Origin of the sequence: Streptosporangium oxazolinicum, assembly GCF_039537505.1 — a bacterium.
Taxonomy (GTDB): Bacteria; Actinomycetota; Actinomycetes; order Streptosporangiales; family Streptosporangiaceae; genus Streptosporangium; species Streptosporangium oxazolinicum.
Genome location: NZ_BAABAQ010000020.1, coordinates 23,617 through 38,255, shown reverse-complemented (window position 1 = coordinate 38,255; position 14,639 = coordinate 23,617). Strand labels below are relative to the sequence as shown.

The 14,639-nt window shown below is 69.2% G+C and carries 20 protein-coding genes; 5 read left to right on the top strand and 15 right to left on the bottom strand.

Going from position 1 to position 14,639, the window contains the following annotated elements; translation table 11 throughout:
* Window positions 1–51: 51 nt before the first annotated feature.
* The 15 genes from ABD817_RS37065 to ABD817_RS36995 form a co-directional block, all read right to left on the bottom strand.
* Window positions 52–480 (bottom strand): RusA family crossover junction endodeoxyribonuclease, encoded by a 429-nt coding sequence (locus tag ABD817_RS37065; protein ID WP_344923113.1) that lies wholly within the window; start codon window positions 478–480, stop codon window positions 52–54.
* Between the two features lie 114 nt (window positions 481–594).
* On the bottom strand, window positions 595–1,554 hold the full coding sequence (locus ABD817_RS37060; RefSeq protein WP_344923111.1) for a DUF4326 domain-containing protein: 960 nt from the start codon (window positions 1,552–1,554) through the stop codon (window positions 595–597).
* On the bottom strand, window positions 1,551–2,096 hold the full coding sequence (locus tag ABD817_RS37055) for a hypothetical protein (protein WP_344923110.1): 546 nt from the start codon (window positions 2,094–2,096) through the stop codon (window positions 1,551–1,553). The genes ABD817_RS37060 and ABD817_RS37055 overlap by 4 nt, the downstream gene beginning before the upstream one ends.
* Window positions 2,097–2,135: 39 nt before the next feature.
* Complete coding sequence (locus ABD817_RS37050) at window positions 2,136–2,267, bottom strand: hypothetical protein (protein ID WP_344923109.1); 132 nt, start codon at window positions 2,265–2,267, stop codon at window positions 2,136–2,138.
* 67 nt (window positions 2,268–2,334) lie between these two features.
* Window positions 2,335–3,486 carry a glutathionylspermidine synthase family protein gene (locus ABD817_RS37045; protein WP_344923108.1) on the bottom strand — a complete coding sequence of 384 codons (1,152 nt, stop codon included), beginning with the start codon at window positions 3,484–3,486 and terminating at the stop codon, window positions 2,335–2,337.
* Window positions 3,486–3,872 (bottom strand): hypothetical protein, encoded by a 387-nt coding sequence (locus tag ABD817_RS37040; RefSeq protein ID WP_344923107.1) that lies wholly within the window; start codon window positions 3,870–3,872, stop codon window positions 3,486–3,488. Before ABD817_RS37040 ends, ABD817_RS37045 begins: the two co-directional genes overlap by 1 nt.
* Window positions 3,873–3,926: 54 nt before the next feature.
* Complete coding sequence (locus ABD817_RS37035; protein ID WP_344923106.1) at window positions 3,927–4,217, bottom strand: hypothetical protein; 291 nt, start codon at window positions 4,215–4,217, stop codon at window positions 3,927–3,929.
* A complete protein-coding gene (locus tag ABD817_RS37030) occupies window positions 4,211–4,915 on the bottom strand; it encodes a hypothetical protein (RefSeq protein WP_344923105.1) in 705 nt (234 codons plus the stop codon). The genes ABD817_RS37035 and ABD817_RS37030 overlap by 7 nt, the downstream gene beginning before the upstream one ends.
* Window positions 4,912–5,163: a hypothetical protein gene (locus tag ABD817_RS37025; RefSeq protein WP_344923104.1), complete on the bottom strand. Its 252-nt coding sequence runs from the start codon at window positions 5,161–5,163 to the stop codon at window positions 4,912–4,914. Before ABD817_RS37025 ends, ABD817_RS37030 begins: the two co-directional genes overlap by 4 nt.
* Window positions 5,160–5,471, bottom strand: a complete 312-nt coding sequence (locus ABD817_RS37020; RefSeq protein ID WP_344923103.1) for a hypothetical protein — start codon at window positions 5,469–5,471, stop codon at window positions 5,160–5,162. Before ABD817_RS37020 ends, ABD817_RS37025 begins: the two co-directional genes overlap by 4 nt.
* Before the next feature lie 271 nt (window positions 5,472–5,742).
* Entirely contained in the window at window positions 5,743–6,462 is a 720-nt protein-coding gene (locus ABD817_RS37015) for a hypothetical protein (protein ID WP_344923102.1), read from the bottom strand.
* Between the two features lie 70 nt (window positions 6,463–6,532).
* The gene (locus ABD817_RS37010) at window positions 6,533–7,033 is read right to left on the bottom strand and encodes a hypothetical protein (protein ID WP_344923101.1); all 501 of its coding nucleotides are present in this window, start codon (window positions 7,031–7,033) and stop codon (window positions 6,533–6,535) included.
* 84 nt (window positions 7,034–7,117) lie between these two features.
* The gene (locus ABD817_RS37005) at window positions 7,118–8,362 is read right to left on the bottom strand and encodes a hypothetical protein (protein WP_344923100.1); all 1,245 of its coding nucleotides are present in this window, start codon (window positions 8,360–8,362) and stop codon (window positions 7,118–7,120) included.
* Between the two features lie 370 nt (window positions 8,363–8,732).
* Complete coding sequence (locus tag ABD817_RS37000; protein WP_344923099.1) at window positions 8,733–9,038, bottom strand: hypothetical protein; 306 nt, start codon at window positions 9,036–9,038, stop codon at window positions 8,733–8,735.
* Between the two features lie 76 nt (window positions 9,039–9,114).
* Window positions 9,115–9,930, bottom strand: a complete 816-nt coding sequence (locus tag ABD817_RS36995) for a 3'-5' exonuclease (RefSeq protein WP_344923098.1) — start codon at window positions 9,928–9,930, stop codon at window positions 9,115–9,117.
* Between the two features lie 371 nt (window positions 9,931–10,301).
* Here ABD817_RS36995 and ABD817_RS36990 point away from each other — a divergent pair, with 371 nt between their 5' ends.
* The 5 genes from ABD817_RS36990 (at window position 10,302) to ABD817_RS36970 (ending at window position 14,201) form a co-directional block, all read left to right on the top strand.
* Complete coding sequence (locus ABD817_RS36990; RefSeq protein WP_344923097.1) at window positions 10,302–11,483, top strand: helix-turn-helix domain-containing protein; 1,182 nt, start codon at window positions 10,302–10,304, stop codon at window positions 11,481–11,483.
* 98 nt (window positions 11,484–11,581) lie between these two features.
* Window positions 11,582–12,034, top strand: coding sequence for a hypothetical protein (locus ABD817_RS36985; RefSeq protein WP_344923096.1), 453 nt, complete (start codon window positions 11,582–11,584; stop codon window positions 12,032–12,034).
* 157 nt (window positions 12,035–12,191) lie between these two features.
* Entirely contained in the window at window positions 12,192–12,548 is a 357-nt protein-coding gene (locus ABD817_RS36980) for a hypothetical protein (RefSeq protein WP_344923095.1), read from the top strand.
* Entirely contained in the window at window positions 12,545–13,159 is a 615-nt protein-coding gene (locus tag ABD817_RS36975; protein ID WP_344923094.1) for a hypothetical protein, read from the top strand. The genes ABD817_RS36980 and ABD817_RS36975 overlap by 4 nt, the downstream gene beginning before the upstream one ends.
* A gap of 136 nt (window positions 13,160–13,295) precedes the next feature.
* Window positions 13,296–14,201 carry a phosphotransferase family protein gene (locus ABD817_RS36970; protein WP_344923093.1) on the top strand — a complete coding sequence of 302 codons (906 nt, stop codon included), beginning with the start codon at window positions 13,296–13,298 and terminating at the stop codon, window positions 14,199–14,201.
* Window positions 14,202–14,639 lie beyond the last annotated feature (438 nt).

Sequence of the window (14,639 nt, the reverse complement as noted above, 5' to 3'; positions counted from 1 at the left end):
GTAGCGCTTGTTCTGTAATTTCGCTCGGGCGGGGGGCGACGAAATACCGATCTACGTCGCCGGATCGGCGCCGTCGGCGCCCAGGGGCGACAGCCGGTAGATGTGCATGACCATCTGCCCGCCCTGGCGGAGCTCGTCGCTGATCTTCGGGTACGGGCCCTCCAGGTAGAGGGTGTTGTCATCCGGCAACAACCCGTGGTCCACGAAGCCGTCCACGATCGCCTTGAGCGTCGGCGCGAGGTTCGCCTCATCGCGGTGACGCCGGGTCGGCGGGTAGTACACGCCGACGATCCGGGCCCGCTCCAGGCGGGGCAGCTTCTCCTTCCTGGCCATCACCAGCGCGACCCCCCGCCACTGCTTCGTCAGCTTGTGCCTCGGCCCCCAGTGGCGGCCGCGGTCGTTGGCGTTCAGGACCTTCGTGCCGGACGGCATCTCGACGACCCAGTCGCCTGTGCCGCCGAACTCGTCAAGGGGATCCACCACGGGTTCCTTCCAGAAGCGTGTTTGATCAGTTCAATTCGCTGGCGCGAGGGGTGCTCAACGTTGGTGCGCCCGGGGCGGCGGGCCTCGCGCGCCGCGCCGCCCCGGACGGGTTCAGGAGCCGAGGCGAGGCAGGTGGGAGCGGCGCTGCTCCCACCGCTGGTCACACCCGTCGCTGTGCGCGTGGATCTCGTAGCGGCCATCGGCCGCGACGGCGCACGCCGTACAGCAGTTCTTCACCCCTTGGCGGACGAGCCGGTCGCAATCGGGCTTCTCGCACCAGCGGAGGGTTTCCTCGCCGATGTCGATCGTCGAGTACAGGTCGCGGTGCCTCGGCTGCGGGCGCGGGTTGGCCAACTCCAGCAGGACGTCCGCGCAGCACGGCGAGTCGGCCTCGCACGAGCACACCAAGGAGCGGCCCTTCAGGGCGGGCAGCTGGGCGAGGATCTTGCGGCGCTGCTCGGCCAAATGCGGCCACTCGGTGTCGGCGTACGGCGCGGTCAGCCACTCCCGGTAGACGTCCACGACGTAGGAGCGGGCGTCGTCCTCGTCCACGGTGATTTCGGAGTCGATCGCCCACTCGGTGGTGTGCGGGTTCGCGAACACCGTGGAGTCGTCCACCATCCGGGCACCGTCGGGCAGCCGTACGTCGGCGGGGACGTCGCCGGGGCGGGGCTTGACGATCCGCTGCGGCACCGCCCCGGCCGGGACGGTGTCGCTGACCGGGCGGATCGGCCACCACTCGTCATGGGCCTCTTGCCGGCACAGAGCACACAGGCCGTCGTGGGTGGTCCCCATGTTGCAGAACCGGCAGTCGGTGACCTTACCTTCGGCCCGCCGGAGCTTGCCGCGCATGGCGGCCACGCAGTCCAGGCACAGACCGGCGTGCGGGTTATCCGGGTCGGTGTCGGTGAGCGGCTCGCTGGGGACGACCGCGAACTCCTCACACCCGGCCAACGCCAGCACGTTCGGCAGCGGGTCCGCGCCGAAGAACGAGGCGAAGACGTGCCGCTGGGTCGGGTCGGCCGTGGCGTACGGGCTGTACGCGTTGGGGGTCACCGCCTGGGCGGTCACTGCGCACGCTCGGTCAGGTTGAAGCGGCGCAGCAGCTCCACCGCGAGCCGCTCCTGGCCGACGGTCGCGGCGTAGTCGCCGCTGACGCCGCGGGAGATCTCCTCCATGGCCGCCACGAGCTCGGCCACCGCCGCCGGGTCCGGCTCGCGCATCGCGTACTCGCTCATCACGGCCAGGTGGCCGGCGATGTCCCTGGCCCCGGCCGGCGACGCCTCCTTCGGGCTGAAGGTGCCGCAGTTGTCGCAGAGCGTCCTCAAGACGATGGTCTGCCCGTGCAGCTGGAGCGCGCCGAACGCGGTCACTGTCCGGTCGGCGGGGTTCAGGTCGAGGCCTTCGAGCACGATCGGCTGCTTCCAACCGGCGGCGCGGAGGATCTCCGTAGCCACCGTCGGCGCGTCCTCGGCGGCGGCTCCGACGGAGCCGCTGCTGTGGCCTGTCACCACCGTCAAAAGCACCGCCATCGTGTTGCCCGCGCTGGGCGTGCTCTGGATCTGCAGTTCGTCGCCGTCGGCGTCGCGGTGTGTGTAGAGCTCGGCGGTCATGAGCACTCACTTTCAAGGGAGAAGGGGAAAGGGCGAGGGTCAGCGGGTGATGACGTCGCCGATGGTGGCGATGACCCAAATCGCGAGGGCCGCGGCGGCGGTGGTGAGCACGACCTTGAGGGCGGCTGCGGCGCAGAACCGGAACCAGGCGGCGAAGCCCTGGGGGAGCATGGCGAGGATCCTTCGATGGGGTGGGTGCGAGCCGGGGCGTCCGGCTCGCACCCACCAGGCGGGGGTGTCAGCCGACGATGAGGTGCGGCACGAACGACGACGTGTTGTCGGTGATCAGCCCGGCGGTCTCGCGGATGCCGAGCCCGGCGGCCTGATCGCCAACGACCCACGCCCCCAGCACCGGCCGCCACCCGTCGAACTCCGGCAGCGGCCAAAACTCCTGGAAGACGTACCCCTCGGTCCCGTAGTCGCCAGCGTTCTCGGTGACGCCGGCGGGGGTGACGATCCGCACGGACGCGCCCTCGCGGCCCAGCAGCGGCTTGGACACGTAGGAGATGAGGTCCCGGGGCCCGTCGAGGTAGGCGGGCAGCAGGTTCGGGTGGTCGGGGTTGAGCTCCCACAGCAGCGCGAGCAGCGCCTTGTTCGACAGGAGCATCTTCCACAGCGGCTCCACCCACGGGGTGCCGGAGGACTGCGCCTCGATGGCGCCGCCGGCGAACTGGTCGGCGATGACCCACTCCCACGGGTAGAGCTTGTACAGGGCGCCGAGCGTGCGGTGCTGGCTGTCCACGAACGCCTGGAGGCCGGTCTCCCACCCGATCTCCTCCATGGTGAGGACCTGGGTGGCCAGGCCCGCCTGAGTGGCGGTCTCGGCCATGTAGGCGACGTTGAGGGCGTCCTCCCCGGACTCCTCCGTCGCGGTGTAGGCCAGGTGCAGCGGGCCGGGGTCGATCTGCTTCCACCGGTCGATGAGCCGCTCGTGGAGGCTGTTCCACTGGTCGGCGTCCGGGTGGACGGCGGTCATCCATTCCCACTGGATGACCGCGGACTCCACCAGGCTGGTGGGGGTGTCGGCGTTGTACTCCAGCAGCTTGGGGTGCGTCTTGCCTTCGTAGCAGAGGTCGAACCGGCCGAACAGGTGCGGGTCGCGGCGCTTCCATGACGCGGTGATCGGCGCGTGCAGCCATTCGGGGATGCCGAAGTCAGCGAACCGCTTCGTTGTGATGACGTGCTCGACGACCGCCAGGCACATCTGGTGGAGCTCCTCCACCACTCCTTCGAGGTCCTCGACCTCGGCGAGGGCGAAGGAGTAGTGGACGGACTCGTCCCAGTACGGGCGGCCGTGCTGCCCCTGGGGGACGTTGCGGTGGAAGCCGAGCCCCTGGGACTCGACGATCTCCTGCCAGTTCGGCCGGGCCCGGCCCTGGAGGCGCAGCATCAGGAACCGCCTCCGCCCTTGGCACTGCTGCCGAAACCGCTGGTGATGACACGGCCGGAGCGAGCGTTGATGTTCGTGTTCAGCGGCCTGAACTTCGAACCGCCAGTCACGCGGTGAGTGCGGGAGTCGTAGGAGCCGCCGTAAATCCAGACGGGCCAGAAGCCGACAGCGCTCTGGGCGCCGCCGGGGTTGTCGCACAGCTTGTCGTCCACGGCCTTGTAGGAGCCGTCGGGCTGTTTGACGACGCAGTCGGCGGTGACGGGCGGCGTCTCGGGCTCGTCGGCGCAAGCGGCGACGAGCGACAGCGACAGGGCGGCCAGGGCGAACACGGTGATGCTGCGGGAGGCCTTGCGGGGAGCGGCGGTGCCGCTCGGGGTTTCCTTCACGGAATGTCCTCGGGTGAGAGAAGGGCCCCGCCCGGGTGGGCGGGGTGAGGGACGTCAGGGGGTGGTGTCGTTGCCGCACCACACGACGTGGTGGACCAGCCAGGCGGCGCCGATGGCGATCGCCGCACCGCTGATGTGGCGCTGGCGGCGAAGCTGGGCCGACAGCGTTTTCGGGCCGGGCTCCGACAGCAGCGCGGCGACCTCCAGCACGGCGAACGAACCAGCGGTGACGGCCGCCCAGGTCGCCCACGCCCGGGGGTAGATGCCGCCGGGCAGCGGGGAGGGCAACGCGTCGGCGACGCCCTCGGCGAGGACGGTGAGGTTCTCGGCGGGGGCGGTCAGCACGTCGGCACGCCCCGCTCGGCCACGTCGTCGGTGACGATCGCGCGCAGCAGCTTCTGGTCTTCGGCATCGAGCCACGCCTGGTGGGCGTTGATGACGACGCCCTGCAGCCGCCGGAGCTCGGCCTGGACGCGCTCGACGTAGTCGGCGTAGGCGATCGCGGAGGGGTCGGTGTAGATCCCGTACTCGTAAACCACGCAGATCGGCTCGGCCACCGGGGCGGGGTACGGTCGCGGGACGACCTGCTCGGTGCCCGGGGCGTGAGCGCCGTAGGCGCCGATGGTGATGCCTTCCTGGCGGGCGATCATCCAGTACGTCCAGGCGAGGCCGTGCTGGGAGTGGTGGCGGCCGTGGGAGGGGTTGGCCCGCTCCATGTCGTTGGAGGCGTTCGGCGGCGGGCGCAGCAGCTGGAAGTGGTTGGCGGTCACGACCAGCGGCAGGTCCGGGTTCTGGTCCTGGACGTGGGCGGCGACGGCGTAGCCGATGTGCACGGTGAGGTTCAGCGCGGCGGCGCCGACGCTGAGCGGGTCGAGCGTGTTGGGCACGGCGGGGTCCTTCGCGGTGTGGGGGGTGAGGGCGCGGCCGTGGGTGAGGCCGAGCTGGTAGGCGCACGCGGGGTGGGAGCGCTCGCAGTCGGGCCAGTGGCGGCCGGGCTGGGGGAAGGCGTCGGCGACCCACGCAGGGGGCTGGGGGCCGGTCATGCCGCGTCCAGGTGGCGGGCGGGGGTGAGGGCGGCGGCGAGCACCTCGCGGTTCAGGGCCGCCTGCTCGGAGGTGATCGCTCGGCTGATGGGGGAGGGGCGCACGGGCAGCGACTCGTTCACGAGCTTCGCGACCAGCAGCCGGTCGGCCTCGCCCTCCAGGCACAGGGAGCAGGGGGTCTCTCCGCTGGCCTGGTGCAGGCGCAGCCCGAGGAACGTGCCGCATCCGGCCCGGTAGGTGGTGGTCACGGCCGGTCCCCCCGGCTGCGGGCCATGAGCTTGCGGGCGTGGTCGGCGTAGGCCGCCTTCTGGACGTCGGTGACGGGCACCCGGTGGGAGGCCACCGGGACGACGTTGCTGGCGATGTTCAGTCGGGGGAGGGGCTCCTCCCAGATCGCGCGGGCGGCCTCCAGGACGAGCGTCTTGCTCCAGGGGCAGCTGACGATCTCGGCGGTGACCTGGTCCACGTCCATGTCCGCGCGGGCTCCGGCGACCAGGGCGATGAGCGCGGAGTACGCCGGTACGACGTCGGGGGCGCTCAGCTTCTCGCGGGCCATCTCACACCCCCTTTCCACGTGTTTGTGCTGTTCACAGCGGTTTCCTTCCGGTACGTCAACAGGCGATGCCGCTCACCACCCGTCAACCACTACAGAATAACGCTACTTCTGTAATGATGTCCACTTGGCATTTGGGTCATGCCATGCAGAGGCGGGCAACGCGGAAGCTACGCACATCGCGACGCTTGTGTCTGCCTCCGTTTCTGCAGGTCAGGAGCACAGCCAAAAAGGCCCCGCCCAGGGAGGGCGGGGCCTTCGAGAGAGAGGAGAACTACGGGGCGGTGGCCACCAGCGCCGCCAGTCGATCCACGGCCGTGCGCGCGCCCTCGGGCAACCGCACCTGATCCCACACCGGCAGAGCGGCCCGGGTGGTCACGGCGTGCTGGATCGCCGTGACCACCCGGCGCGCCGCGGCCAGGACCTCCTGGTCGCCGAGGTGGTACTGCACCCGGCCCAGGTCATGCACGGCGAACGCCGTCGGCGAGTCGATGTCCAGCAGCTCGGGTCGATGCGCCTGCAACAGGCTGACCACGTGCCGCAGCTCTGCGGCGTGCTCGTCCAGCCACGCCCGCTGCCCCGCCGGCGGCCGGGCCCGCTCGAGTTCGAGCTGCCCCAGATCCGGGCGGGGGGCGTCACGCTCGCGCCGCTCGAACTTCTGCTTGGCCGCCTGCTTCGACGGCCCCAGGCGCTCCCACGGCACCGGCGGGCTCATCTCCCGCGCCAGCGTCATGGCCAGGTGCTCGTACAGACCCCACGCGGCTTGGCCGCGGGGAACGAGCGCCACCACGGCGATGAGGGCGTCCCTGCTGGGGGAGGGATCGGCGAACACGGCCAGCACCGCCCGCTCCAACGGCAGCGTCACCCCTTGGCTCCGCCACGCCTCCAGGTCGGCGCCGACCGCGTACCGCTCGGTGAGCAGCTGCGCGGCATCACGGGCGTCGGTCGGGTCGAGCACCGGAAACAGTGCGGGCGGCGACACCTCGGCGGACATAAGTCAACGGTACGGTGATCACCCGCCGACGATCTACCGATCGGAGGAAAATCCCCTGATCAGCGACCTGTCAAGACGGCAGATCAAAACCATCGCCGCGCAACGACCCCCGGAGAGCGCCGAGGTTACGACGAGCGACCTTGAGATTGTGATCAGCGGTGGCGATCGTCTCGGCCATCAGCTCCTGGGTGAGAGCGTGGTGGTTGAGCACGTTGAGCAGGTTCGCGGCAACCAGCATCGCGGGCCCGGCCACCTCGATGAACGCGCGCCCGTTTCCCTCGGTGGCTTCTTGCACTTCGATGGCGGTGCGGTTGATCCGGTCGTTGAGCAACACCGCCCAACCCCGGGCCGCCCCCTCCTCGCTACTGGCCAGCGCGGACACGACCGCCATGTACCCCACATGCGCGTCGAGCAGATCCGAACGGTTCAGGTCCTGCCAGAAAGCGCCCTCGACGAGGGCCAGCAGGCTGCCCACTAAGAAAGCCGTACTCGGCTTCTCCGCATCATCGGCCTGAGAAACGCCCAGAGCCGCCAACGCAGCGATGGCCTGGTCAGCGGTGATCGTCGGCACAGGACTGCCCTGTCCCGCAGGCGAGGTTGACGACATTGATCAACCGTACGACGGGCGCAGCACGCCGCGCAGGAATCCACAGATTTAGGGGCCCGCAGAAGGCCCGCCCCCGGAAACTCCCGCTAATGCCCTGGCTTGCCGCTCCTGCCGGGCACGGGCGACCGCCCGAAGCCGCTTCACCTCCCGGGCCTGCGCCGCCTCGTCCACGCCGTCCTCCAGATCCCGCACCGCGGTTGGGAAGTCCTCCTCGGTCACCCACCGCACCGCGGCCGCCGCCGTGTCCGCCTGCCGCGCCCGCGCGACCGCCTGCGATGTCCCGTGCTGCTCCTGGACTCGCCGCGCCTCGGCGATCGCCCGCCGCCGGTTCTCCGATCCCGCGTACTGCGCCTCCCACCGGGCCGCCCGCTCGGCCATCCACGCCGCGTGCCGCACCCCGGCGTCGTCCACCCGCATCTTCCGGCGCCGCCGGATCCCGCGCAGCAGCCGGCCGATGCGCCACTGCACCAGTCCCACCATGCTCCGGGCCGAGCGAACCTGATCTGAGAGCAGCTCCTCGACCTCGGTCGGCGGCAGGTGCCGCAGCAGCAGCTCCACCAGGTGTTCCAGGGAGGCCATGCCCGCCTTCGACGGCACTTCCGTCCCCGGTGGCACCCGCCCGGCCCGCTGCATCATCCACAGTGCCCGGCACCGCTCCAGCACCTCCCGGGCCTCCTCCATCCTCTCGTCGAGTGTTTTCTCCCCCTGGGACCTTCGCCGGTTACCGGTTGAGGGATCGCGTAGACGGGTGTCGGTCGCGGGAGGGGGTGAACCGTCGTGCGTATAGAGAGACGTGTGCACTAGTCCACAGCCACGACTTCGGATGGGCGTCGAGCACGAGGCGGAGCCGTACCGGACCGTGACACAGTCAGCGAGAGCGCGGTGAATCCCCGCCAGGGTCGGCCGCCGCTCGGCCAACGCCTTCGGGCTGTCGGTGACCATCTCAACGGCCCGGCCCAGGCTCTTGGGGAAGTCCTCAGGCAGGCGGGCCAGGTCCCAGCACAGGACGTACTGGGCGGACTGGCCGGGGGCCGCCCCGAGGGTCTTGCGCAGCATGCCGAGCCCGACCAGGCGGCCCAGGTCCTTCCACGCCGTACGGCGCCCCACCCGGTGCTGGGACGCGTACAGGCCGATGACCTTCGGCAGGTTGGTGAGGTGCCCGCTCTTGGTCGCGTGGTGGGTCAGATGGCGCGCCATGCGGTGAGCGCAGCGATCGGCGAGCGTGCCGCGCCACCAGGCCAGTGCCACCAGCCGAAACCACGTCGTCCTGGGGACGGCGGGCAGCCGGTCCACATCCTCGTAGCAGACCGCGCGACGGCTCCGGCCGGGCGTTTTGCCGTACGGCAGGGGCGATGGTCCGCGGTTGTGATCATTGTGTGAGGCAAGGCCAGTATCACCTGAAAGCGACACGCCGCTTTCGGACATGAGTGGCCGAGCCTGGGTCGCATCCACTATCGTGGGCTCCAGACGTCACGACACCGGCCAGGCACGCAAAAGCGCTCCAGCCGAGACGAGCCGGGCCGGATGTCAGGTGAAGAAGGGCCCCTGCGTTCTGCTTGGCGGTAGAACGGCGCGGGGGTCCTTCTTGTTTTTCAGGGTCCGCCGACCTCGCGGCGGTTCACAGCGTTCGGTACAGCTCCCTTCGAGCGTCAGCCACGAGGGGCTACGCCGCGGCGTCTTCGGTGAGCAGCCCCGTTTGGATCTGGAGTGCCCTGTCAGGCGGCGTGCGGAAGACCCCGCGGCCGAGGTCGGCCAGGTACTGTCGTGCGGCGTCCTCGCTCGTGAAGCCGAGCTTCTTCCACTTGCCGTGCACGAGGGCGAAAACGAAGTCGGCGTAGGACGAGAAGGAGTCGAACCCCAGGTCCCCGGCCACGTCTGACGTTCTCGTGAAGACGTCGTCGTGCAGGAACCGCACGGGGATCCGGTGGCCGCCCTTGGACGGGCGTCCTCGTTTTCCACGGCTACTCATGGTCGCTGACCCTATACCTGAATCAGAAAATCAGGGGAACACTTCCGGCGGCGTGTCGTAACCGGAGATCCGGGCCCTACTCCACCTGAGACGGCCAGCCGAGAGGGTTGCCGCGCGAGTCGGTCACCGGATCCTCAGACCCTTCCGGCGGGTCCCCGGCGGCGGCCATGGAGCGGATCAGCTCCAGTGTGGCCTGGCAGTCGCCCAGGGCGCCGTGCGACGCGCCGGGGAGCTTGTGGCGCCTCCAGTCCTCTTGGGTGACGCTCCACTGCGCCTGAAACCAGCTGTAGACGCGCATGGCGCACTTCCACGAGCGGGCCCGCGTCCACTGCTGGGCGTACTCGTCGCCGTGGACTCGGGCGACCTCGGCGCGCAGCAGCGCCCCGTCGAACGCCGCGTTGTAGACGACGACGTCCCGGCCGCCCAGGATGTCATCGAGCTCGGGCAGCACCTCGGCGAACGTGGGGTGGCCGGAGACGTGCTCGTCGGTGATGCCGTGGACGAGAGTCGCCAGGTCCGGGATCGTCACGCCGGGGTCGATGAGGGTGTCCAGGAGCGGCTGGCCGGTCATGTCGGTGACGGCGAGCTGCACGGCCCTGTCGTTGCTGGTGTCCACGCCGGTCGTCTCGGTGTCGAGGATCACCGCGCCGGAGGCGAGGACGGCAGAAGCCCAGTCGATCGCCCGGCCGGTGACCTCGCGCAAGCTGACCGCGTCAGCGCGGGCGAACAGCTTGACCTGGCGCCGTTCGAACTCGGTGATGGCCACCGGCGGCCGGACGGGCTGGAGGCCTGCGTTGACGAGGCGCCTGTAGGTGTCGAGGCCGCTGCTCATGGCCTGCTTCCAGGTGACCCGGGGAAGAGCGTCCAGGCTCGCCTCTGCTGGGAATCCCATACCTGATGATCTATCAGGAGCGCCGCCGCTTCGGACACCGGGTGATGGATTCGTTGCTTAGCGAGGGGACGGAGATGCCAGAAGCACTTGCTTCTGGCATCGGCTTCCGGTTCCCGGCGTGCGACTTACTGACAAACGCATTGCACGCTTCCCCATACAGGCCGTCAGTGACACTTTGCGGGGACGACCATGAAAGTATCAATTTGAGCGCTGTTTGCCGAGGTCAAACGGTGCAAGGGTGCGGGGGCTGCTTCTCGCGCCGGGGGTTACGAAGATCTACCGTGCCAGGATCTTGAATCCAACGCTCACATAAGTGAGCCCTGCCCCCTTAGCCTGAAGGTGTCGAATCGTCAGACTAGGAGAGCAGGGCTATGTCAGAAGTTAGCACGCGTGCCGGTCTGCCCCAACGGCTTCGGAACATGCGGAAACTGCGCGGGCTCAGCCAGCAGGAACTCGCCGACCTCGCTGGCGTGTCCAAGAGCCTCATCAGCGCCATCGAGCAGGACCGCGCGGGCGAGACCCGGGCGGGGACCCTTCACAAGCTCGCGAGGGCGCTGCGCACCAACACCAGCATCCTCTTGCAAGGCAACCCGGTCCCCAAGGAGGAGCCGCCGATCGACGCCCAGCTGTGGAAGCCGGTCGAGGAGGCCCTTCACGGGAAGCTTCCTCAGCCTGAGGAGCCGCCGTCTCTGACCGATCTGCGATCCCAGATCGACGGCCTCAAGCCGCTCCTGGCGGCCAACCGGTACGGGGAGGTCGCCACGCTGTTGCCTTTCCTGATCCGGGACGTCGATGCTTTGGGCCCCGAAGCTCGTACGGCTCGCTCCCGCCTGTTCAACGGTGTGGGCTGGCTGGCCGTGCAGCTGCGCCAGTGGGACCGCGCCGAGGCGCCGATCCGCCAGGCCATGGATGCCGCCGAGGACCGGTTGGACGCTGCGGCGGCGACCGCGACCCTGGTGTGGATGTACCTGCGTCAGGGCATGCTCACCGAGGCCAGGGAGCTGGCCATCCGTACTGCTGACGACATCGAGCCGCGGTTCTCTCGCGCCTCCAGCGCGGAGCTCGCGATGTGGGGGCGGATGCTGATCAGTGTCAGCAGCGCGGCCATCCGGGACAACCGGCCCGGGGAGGCAGAGGACGCCATCCGGCTCGCGCGGGCCGCAGCGGTGCGAATCGGGTACGAGGTCGAATCGGATACCTCCACTCACCGGACGTTCGGCCCGGTCACGGTAACCATGGTCGTCGCGGAAAACGCGGGGATTCTCAACAAGTACGACACGGTGCTGAAAATCGCCGAGCGGATTCCCCCGCGGCTCCTCAACGGTGACTCCGCTGGAAGGAATCGTCATAAACTGGACGTAGCGGATGCGCTTCGCGCCACAGGCCATCCCCACGAAGCGGTGGCGGTCTTGGAGGACATATACCGCATTTCACCGGAATGGCTGATAGCTCAGCGATATGCCAAGCAGATCATGATTGACACCCTGGACCGCAGCCGTTCTCTCCCGCCCAAGACAAGGAAACTCGCCATCGCTCTTCGCGTCCCGGTTTAAAGTCTGACCTGCGGTTACGCCACTCAAATTGATACTTTCACTGGGCCGCCAGTGAAAGTATCAATGACGCGCAGAGATAAGCGATCTACCGTCGTGATGTGACTTCAATCACCCCGCCGCTCACTGGAGTGGCGCCCCACACGCTGCCCAGCGCTGTACCGAGCGGTGGGCAGCAGGAGCTTCTCGGCCATGCCGCGGTATCCGCCGCCCCCAGCGTCAGTCTGCGATGCAACGGCCGCGACCGCCCACCAGACCAGGCCCTGGGCATCGTCCGGGCCAGCAATGCTCTCGACCGCCTTCGTGGCCGCCTGCGCGAGTACGGCCTCTACCCGGCCGTCACCTACCACGGCGGGGATCCCGAGATGCACCTGGGAAACGACGCGATCGTCCACCTCAAGGTCACCGAGGAAGGCTTGTCCTACCACTGGTCGCTGATGAGGCGAGGCCAGGGCCGCGAAAAACACAAGGCGCCCGCCACCGAGATAGATGCCGTGGCCGGCCAGATCGCCGCTGCCCTCGGCAGGCTGCCGGATGAACAGCTGACGCCATGAGACCAGCGCGGCGGCCTGCGGAGGGAACACTCCTGGGTCGCCGCGCTGCACTACCCGTGCGCCCCAACCACGCCGGGTGAAGGGTGCACAGGGCGGTGCGGGCTTGACCTCCGCCTCAGGCCCGCACCGCGAACCCCTGCCATAAGAGGAGGTATCCGTGAGCACTGCCACAGCGAGCCGATCAGGCGCCATACCGCTACCTGCGCAGGAGCCCAGCCGCGCGTTGGCCGCCGTGCGCCAGCTGCTGGAAGAGCGCGGATTCCGCTCGTACCCCGTCCAGACCATCACCCTGAAGTTGTCCGACAACGGCCGACCGATCACCTACGGGCTGCCCGACATGCACGAGCCCGAACTGGTCGTGCGGGGCGACGGGGCGGTGACCGCCACGGTGAGCATGGGGGAGCGCTCCGGGTGCTACCTGGTGTCCCTGCGGGGCGGCCCGGTGCACACGGCGCGGGAGGCACAAGAGGCCGCGGACCTGATCCTCGCCGCTCGACCGGGTGGCGGCTCATGACGGTGGCGGTGGGGCTCGTCAAGCCCTACATCACGCCGTACGCCGAGGAGAGCCTGGATCTGCCGCCGCTGGCCTTCGAGTGGGCGGACGGAGCCACCCGGCTGACCTACCGCGACGCGCTCCCGCAGGAGTGGATGTTCGGCGCGCTGTGGGCCCGCTGCGGCACCGCGCGGGCCGGGAAGATCCAATGGAACATGGTTCACACGCTGCGCCAGCGCCGGTGCATGCTGAGGGGGCTGTGCCGGGTGTGCGGGAAGTCGGCCACCGACCCCGCCACCGGGCGCGTCAGCTGGATCATGCCCGCCGCGGTGGCCGGTGATCTCCGCTCTCCCTGGCCCACGGCTCACCCGCCCACCTGCGCGGCGCACGTGGACGAGGCGCTGACCGCCTGCCCGTACCTGCGCCGAGAGAAGCCGGTCGTGTGCACGGTCGGCGATTACACCCCGACCGGGGTGCTGGCCAACCTGTACGGCCAGGACGACGGCGGCCGGGTGGTGAAGACCCACCACCAGGTCCCTGTTCGCCTGGATGAGCACCCCCTGCTGGGGCGGGCGCTGGCCACCCAGCTCATCGTCCAGGTCACGGACCTGCGGCCCGCGGGCCGGGGCTGAAGTTCACCGTCAGACCGGGTACGCCACGGCATTCACAGATCATCAAGTCGTCAAATGCCACTGTTACCCCAGGTCAGAGGCTACTTCGCTGGAAATTTCTTCATTGCTACCGGGGCCCCTCACAAGGAGACCGATTGTGAAAGACCGCGTCACGATCTCGCATTGGGAGAGCCTGCCCTTCGACGTACGTAGATCCGTGGAGAGGGAGATCGGCCAGGTCCTCCATGCCTCGTCCGGCCAGGGTCTGGTCGCGGGGGTGTCTGCTCATCTGCAAACCGAGCGCGGGGAGTTTTTCGCCAAGGCCGTGCCTGCCTCCCACCCCTCGGCGTATCGGTACGTGCGTGAGCGGTGGGCGTGTCAGGTGCTGCCGGACGGCCTGCCGACGCCGCGGCTGCACTGGGGCGGCGACCAGAGCGGGTGGCTCGTCTTGGTGCATGAGCACCTCGGTGGCCGCCGCGTTGACCTGTCGCCTCGCTCGCCGGACGTGGGGCTCGTGCTGAACACGCTGGGCGACATGGCCGAAGCGCTCACACCGTGCCCGGGGGCCTCCGGGGAGGCCCCTGACATCACCGACAACGTCGCCCTCCTTCAGACCCAGGCCGCCCCTCTCCTCGATGGCGCCATCGTCGAGGCCAGCCACCGGGCGATGTTCGACGAGGCGCTGCGCGGCTTCAGCCTGGATCAGCTGCACGGTGACACGCTGGCGCACTACGACCCTAATCGGAACGCCTTCCGGATCCCCGGTGACGGCCGGGCGCACATCATCGGCTGGTCGCTCGCGGCCTGCGGCGCCGCGTGGATCGACCTGTGCATGTTCGCCCCCCGGCTCGTGCAGGCGGGCCACCCGCCGGAGCGTGTCGAGAAGCTGCTGAGCAAGATCCCTGTCTGGCGGCAGGCCCCCGAAAAGACCGTGACCGCGTTGGCCGCGCTGTGGGCGCTGTCTCGGCTGGCCAGGGCTCAGTCCGCGCCGCCCGACGAACGCGCGGGCCGTGCTCGCGTCGCCGCGGCGGGCCGGTCCTGGGTGGCGTACCGCAGCACCTGATGACCACCGGAAGAAACCCCTTCGGAGTCAGACCTTCCCCGGTCCTCTGACTCCGAAGGGGTGAGCGGGCCGGAAGCCCGCCCGCCCCTTGCGGGCTCCCGGCCCCGGCAGAATCCCTCACGCGGCCGGCTCCATCCCCGTGCTGGCTGGGAACCCGCCTGAAAATTCCCGCGAGCGGTGAAGGGCCGTTCGCGGGGTCAGACGCGGCCGTACGCCTGCCGGACGGTGAAGGCGTAGAACAGTCGGCCGTAACTGGTCCGGCCGGGAGGCTTCACCCTCGTCTCCTGGCCGGACCTCGTCATGCACGACCTACCAGAGGAGAAGAAATGTCCTACTGCAGCAATTGCGACGACAACGGAGTCTTCATCGTGGAGGGAGATGATGATGAGGGCCCGAAGGAAGTCACGTGCCCTTGTACGAGTGAGTGACAGCCCACCC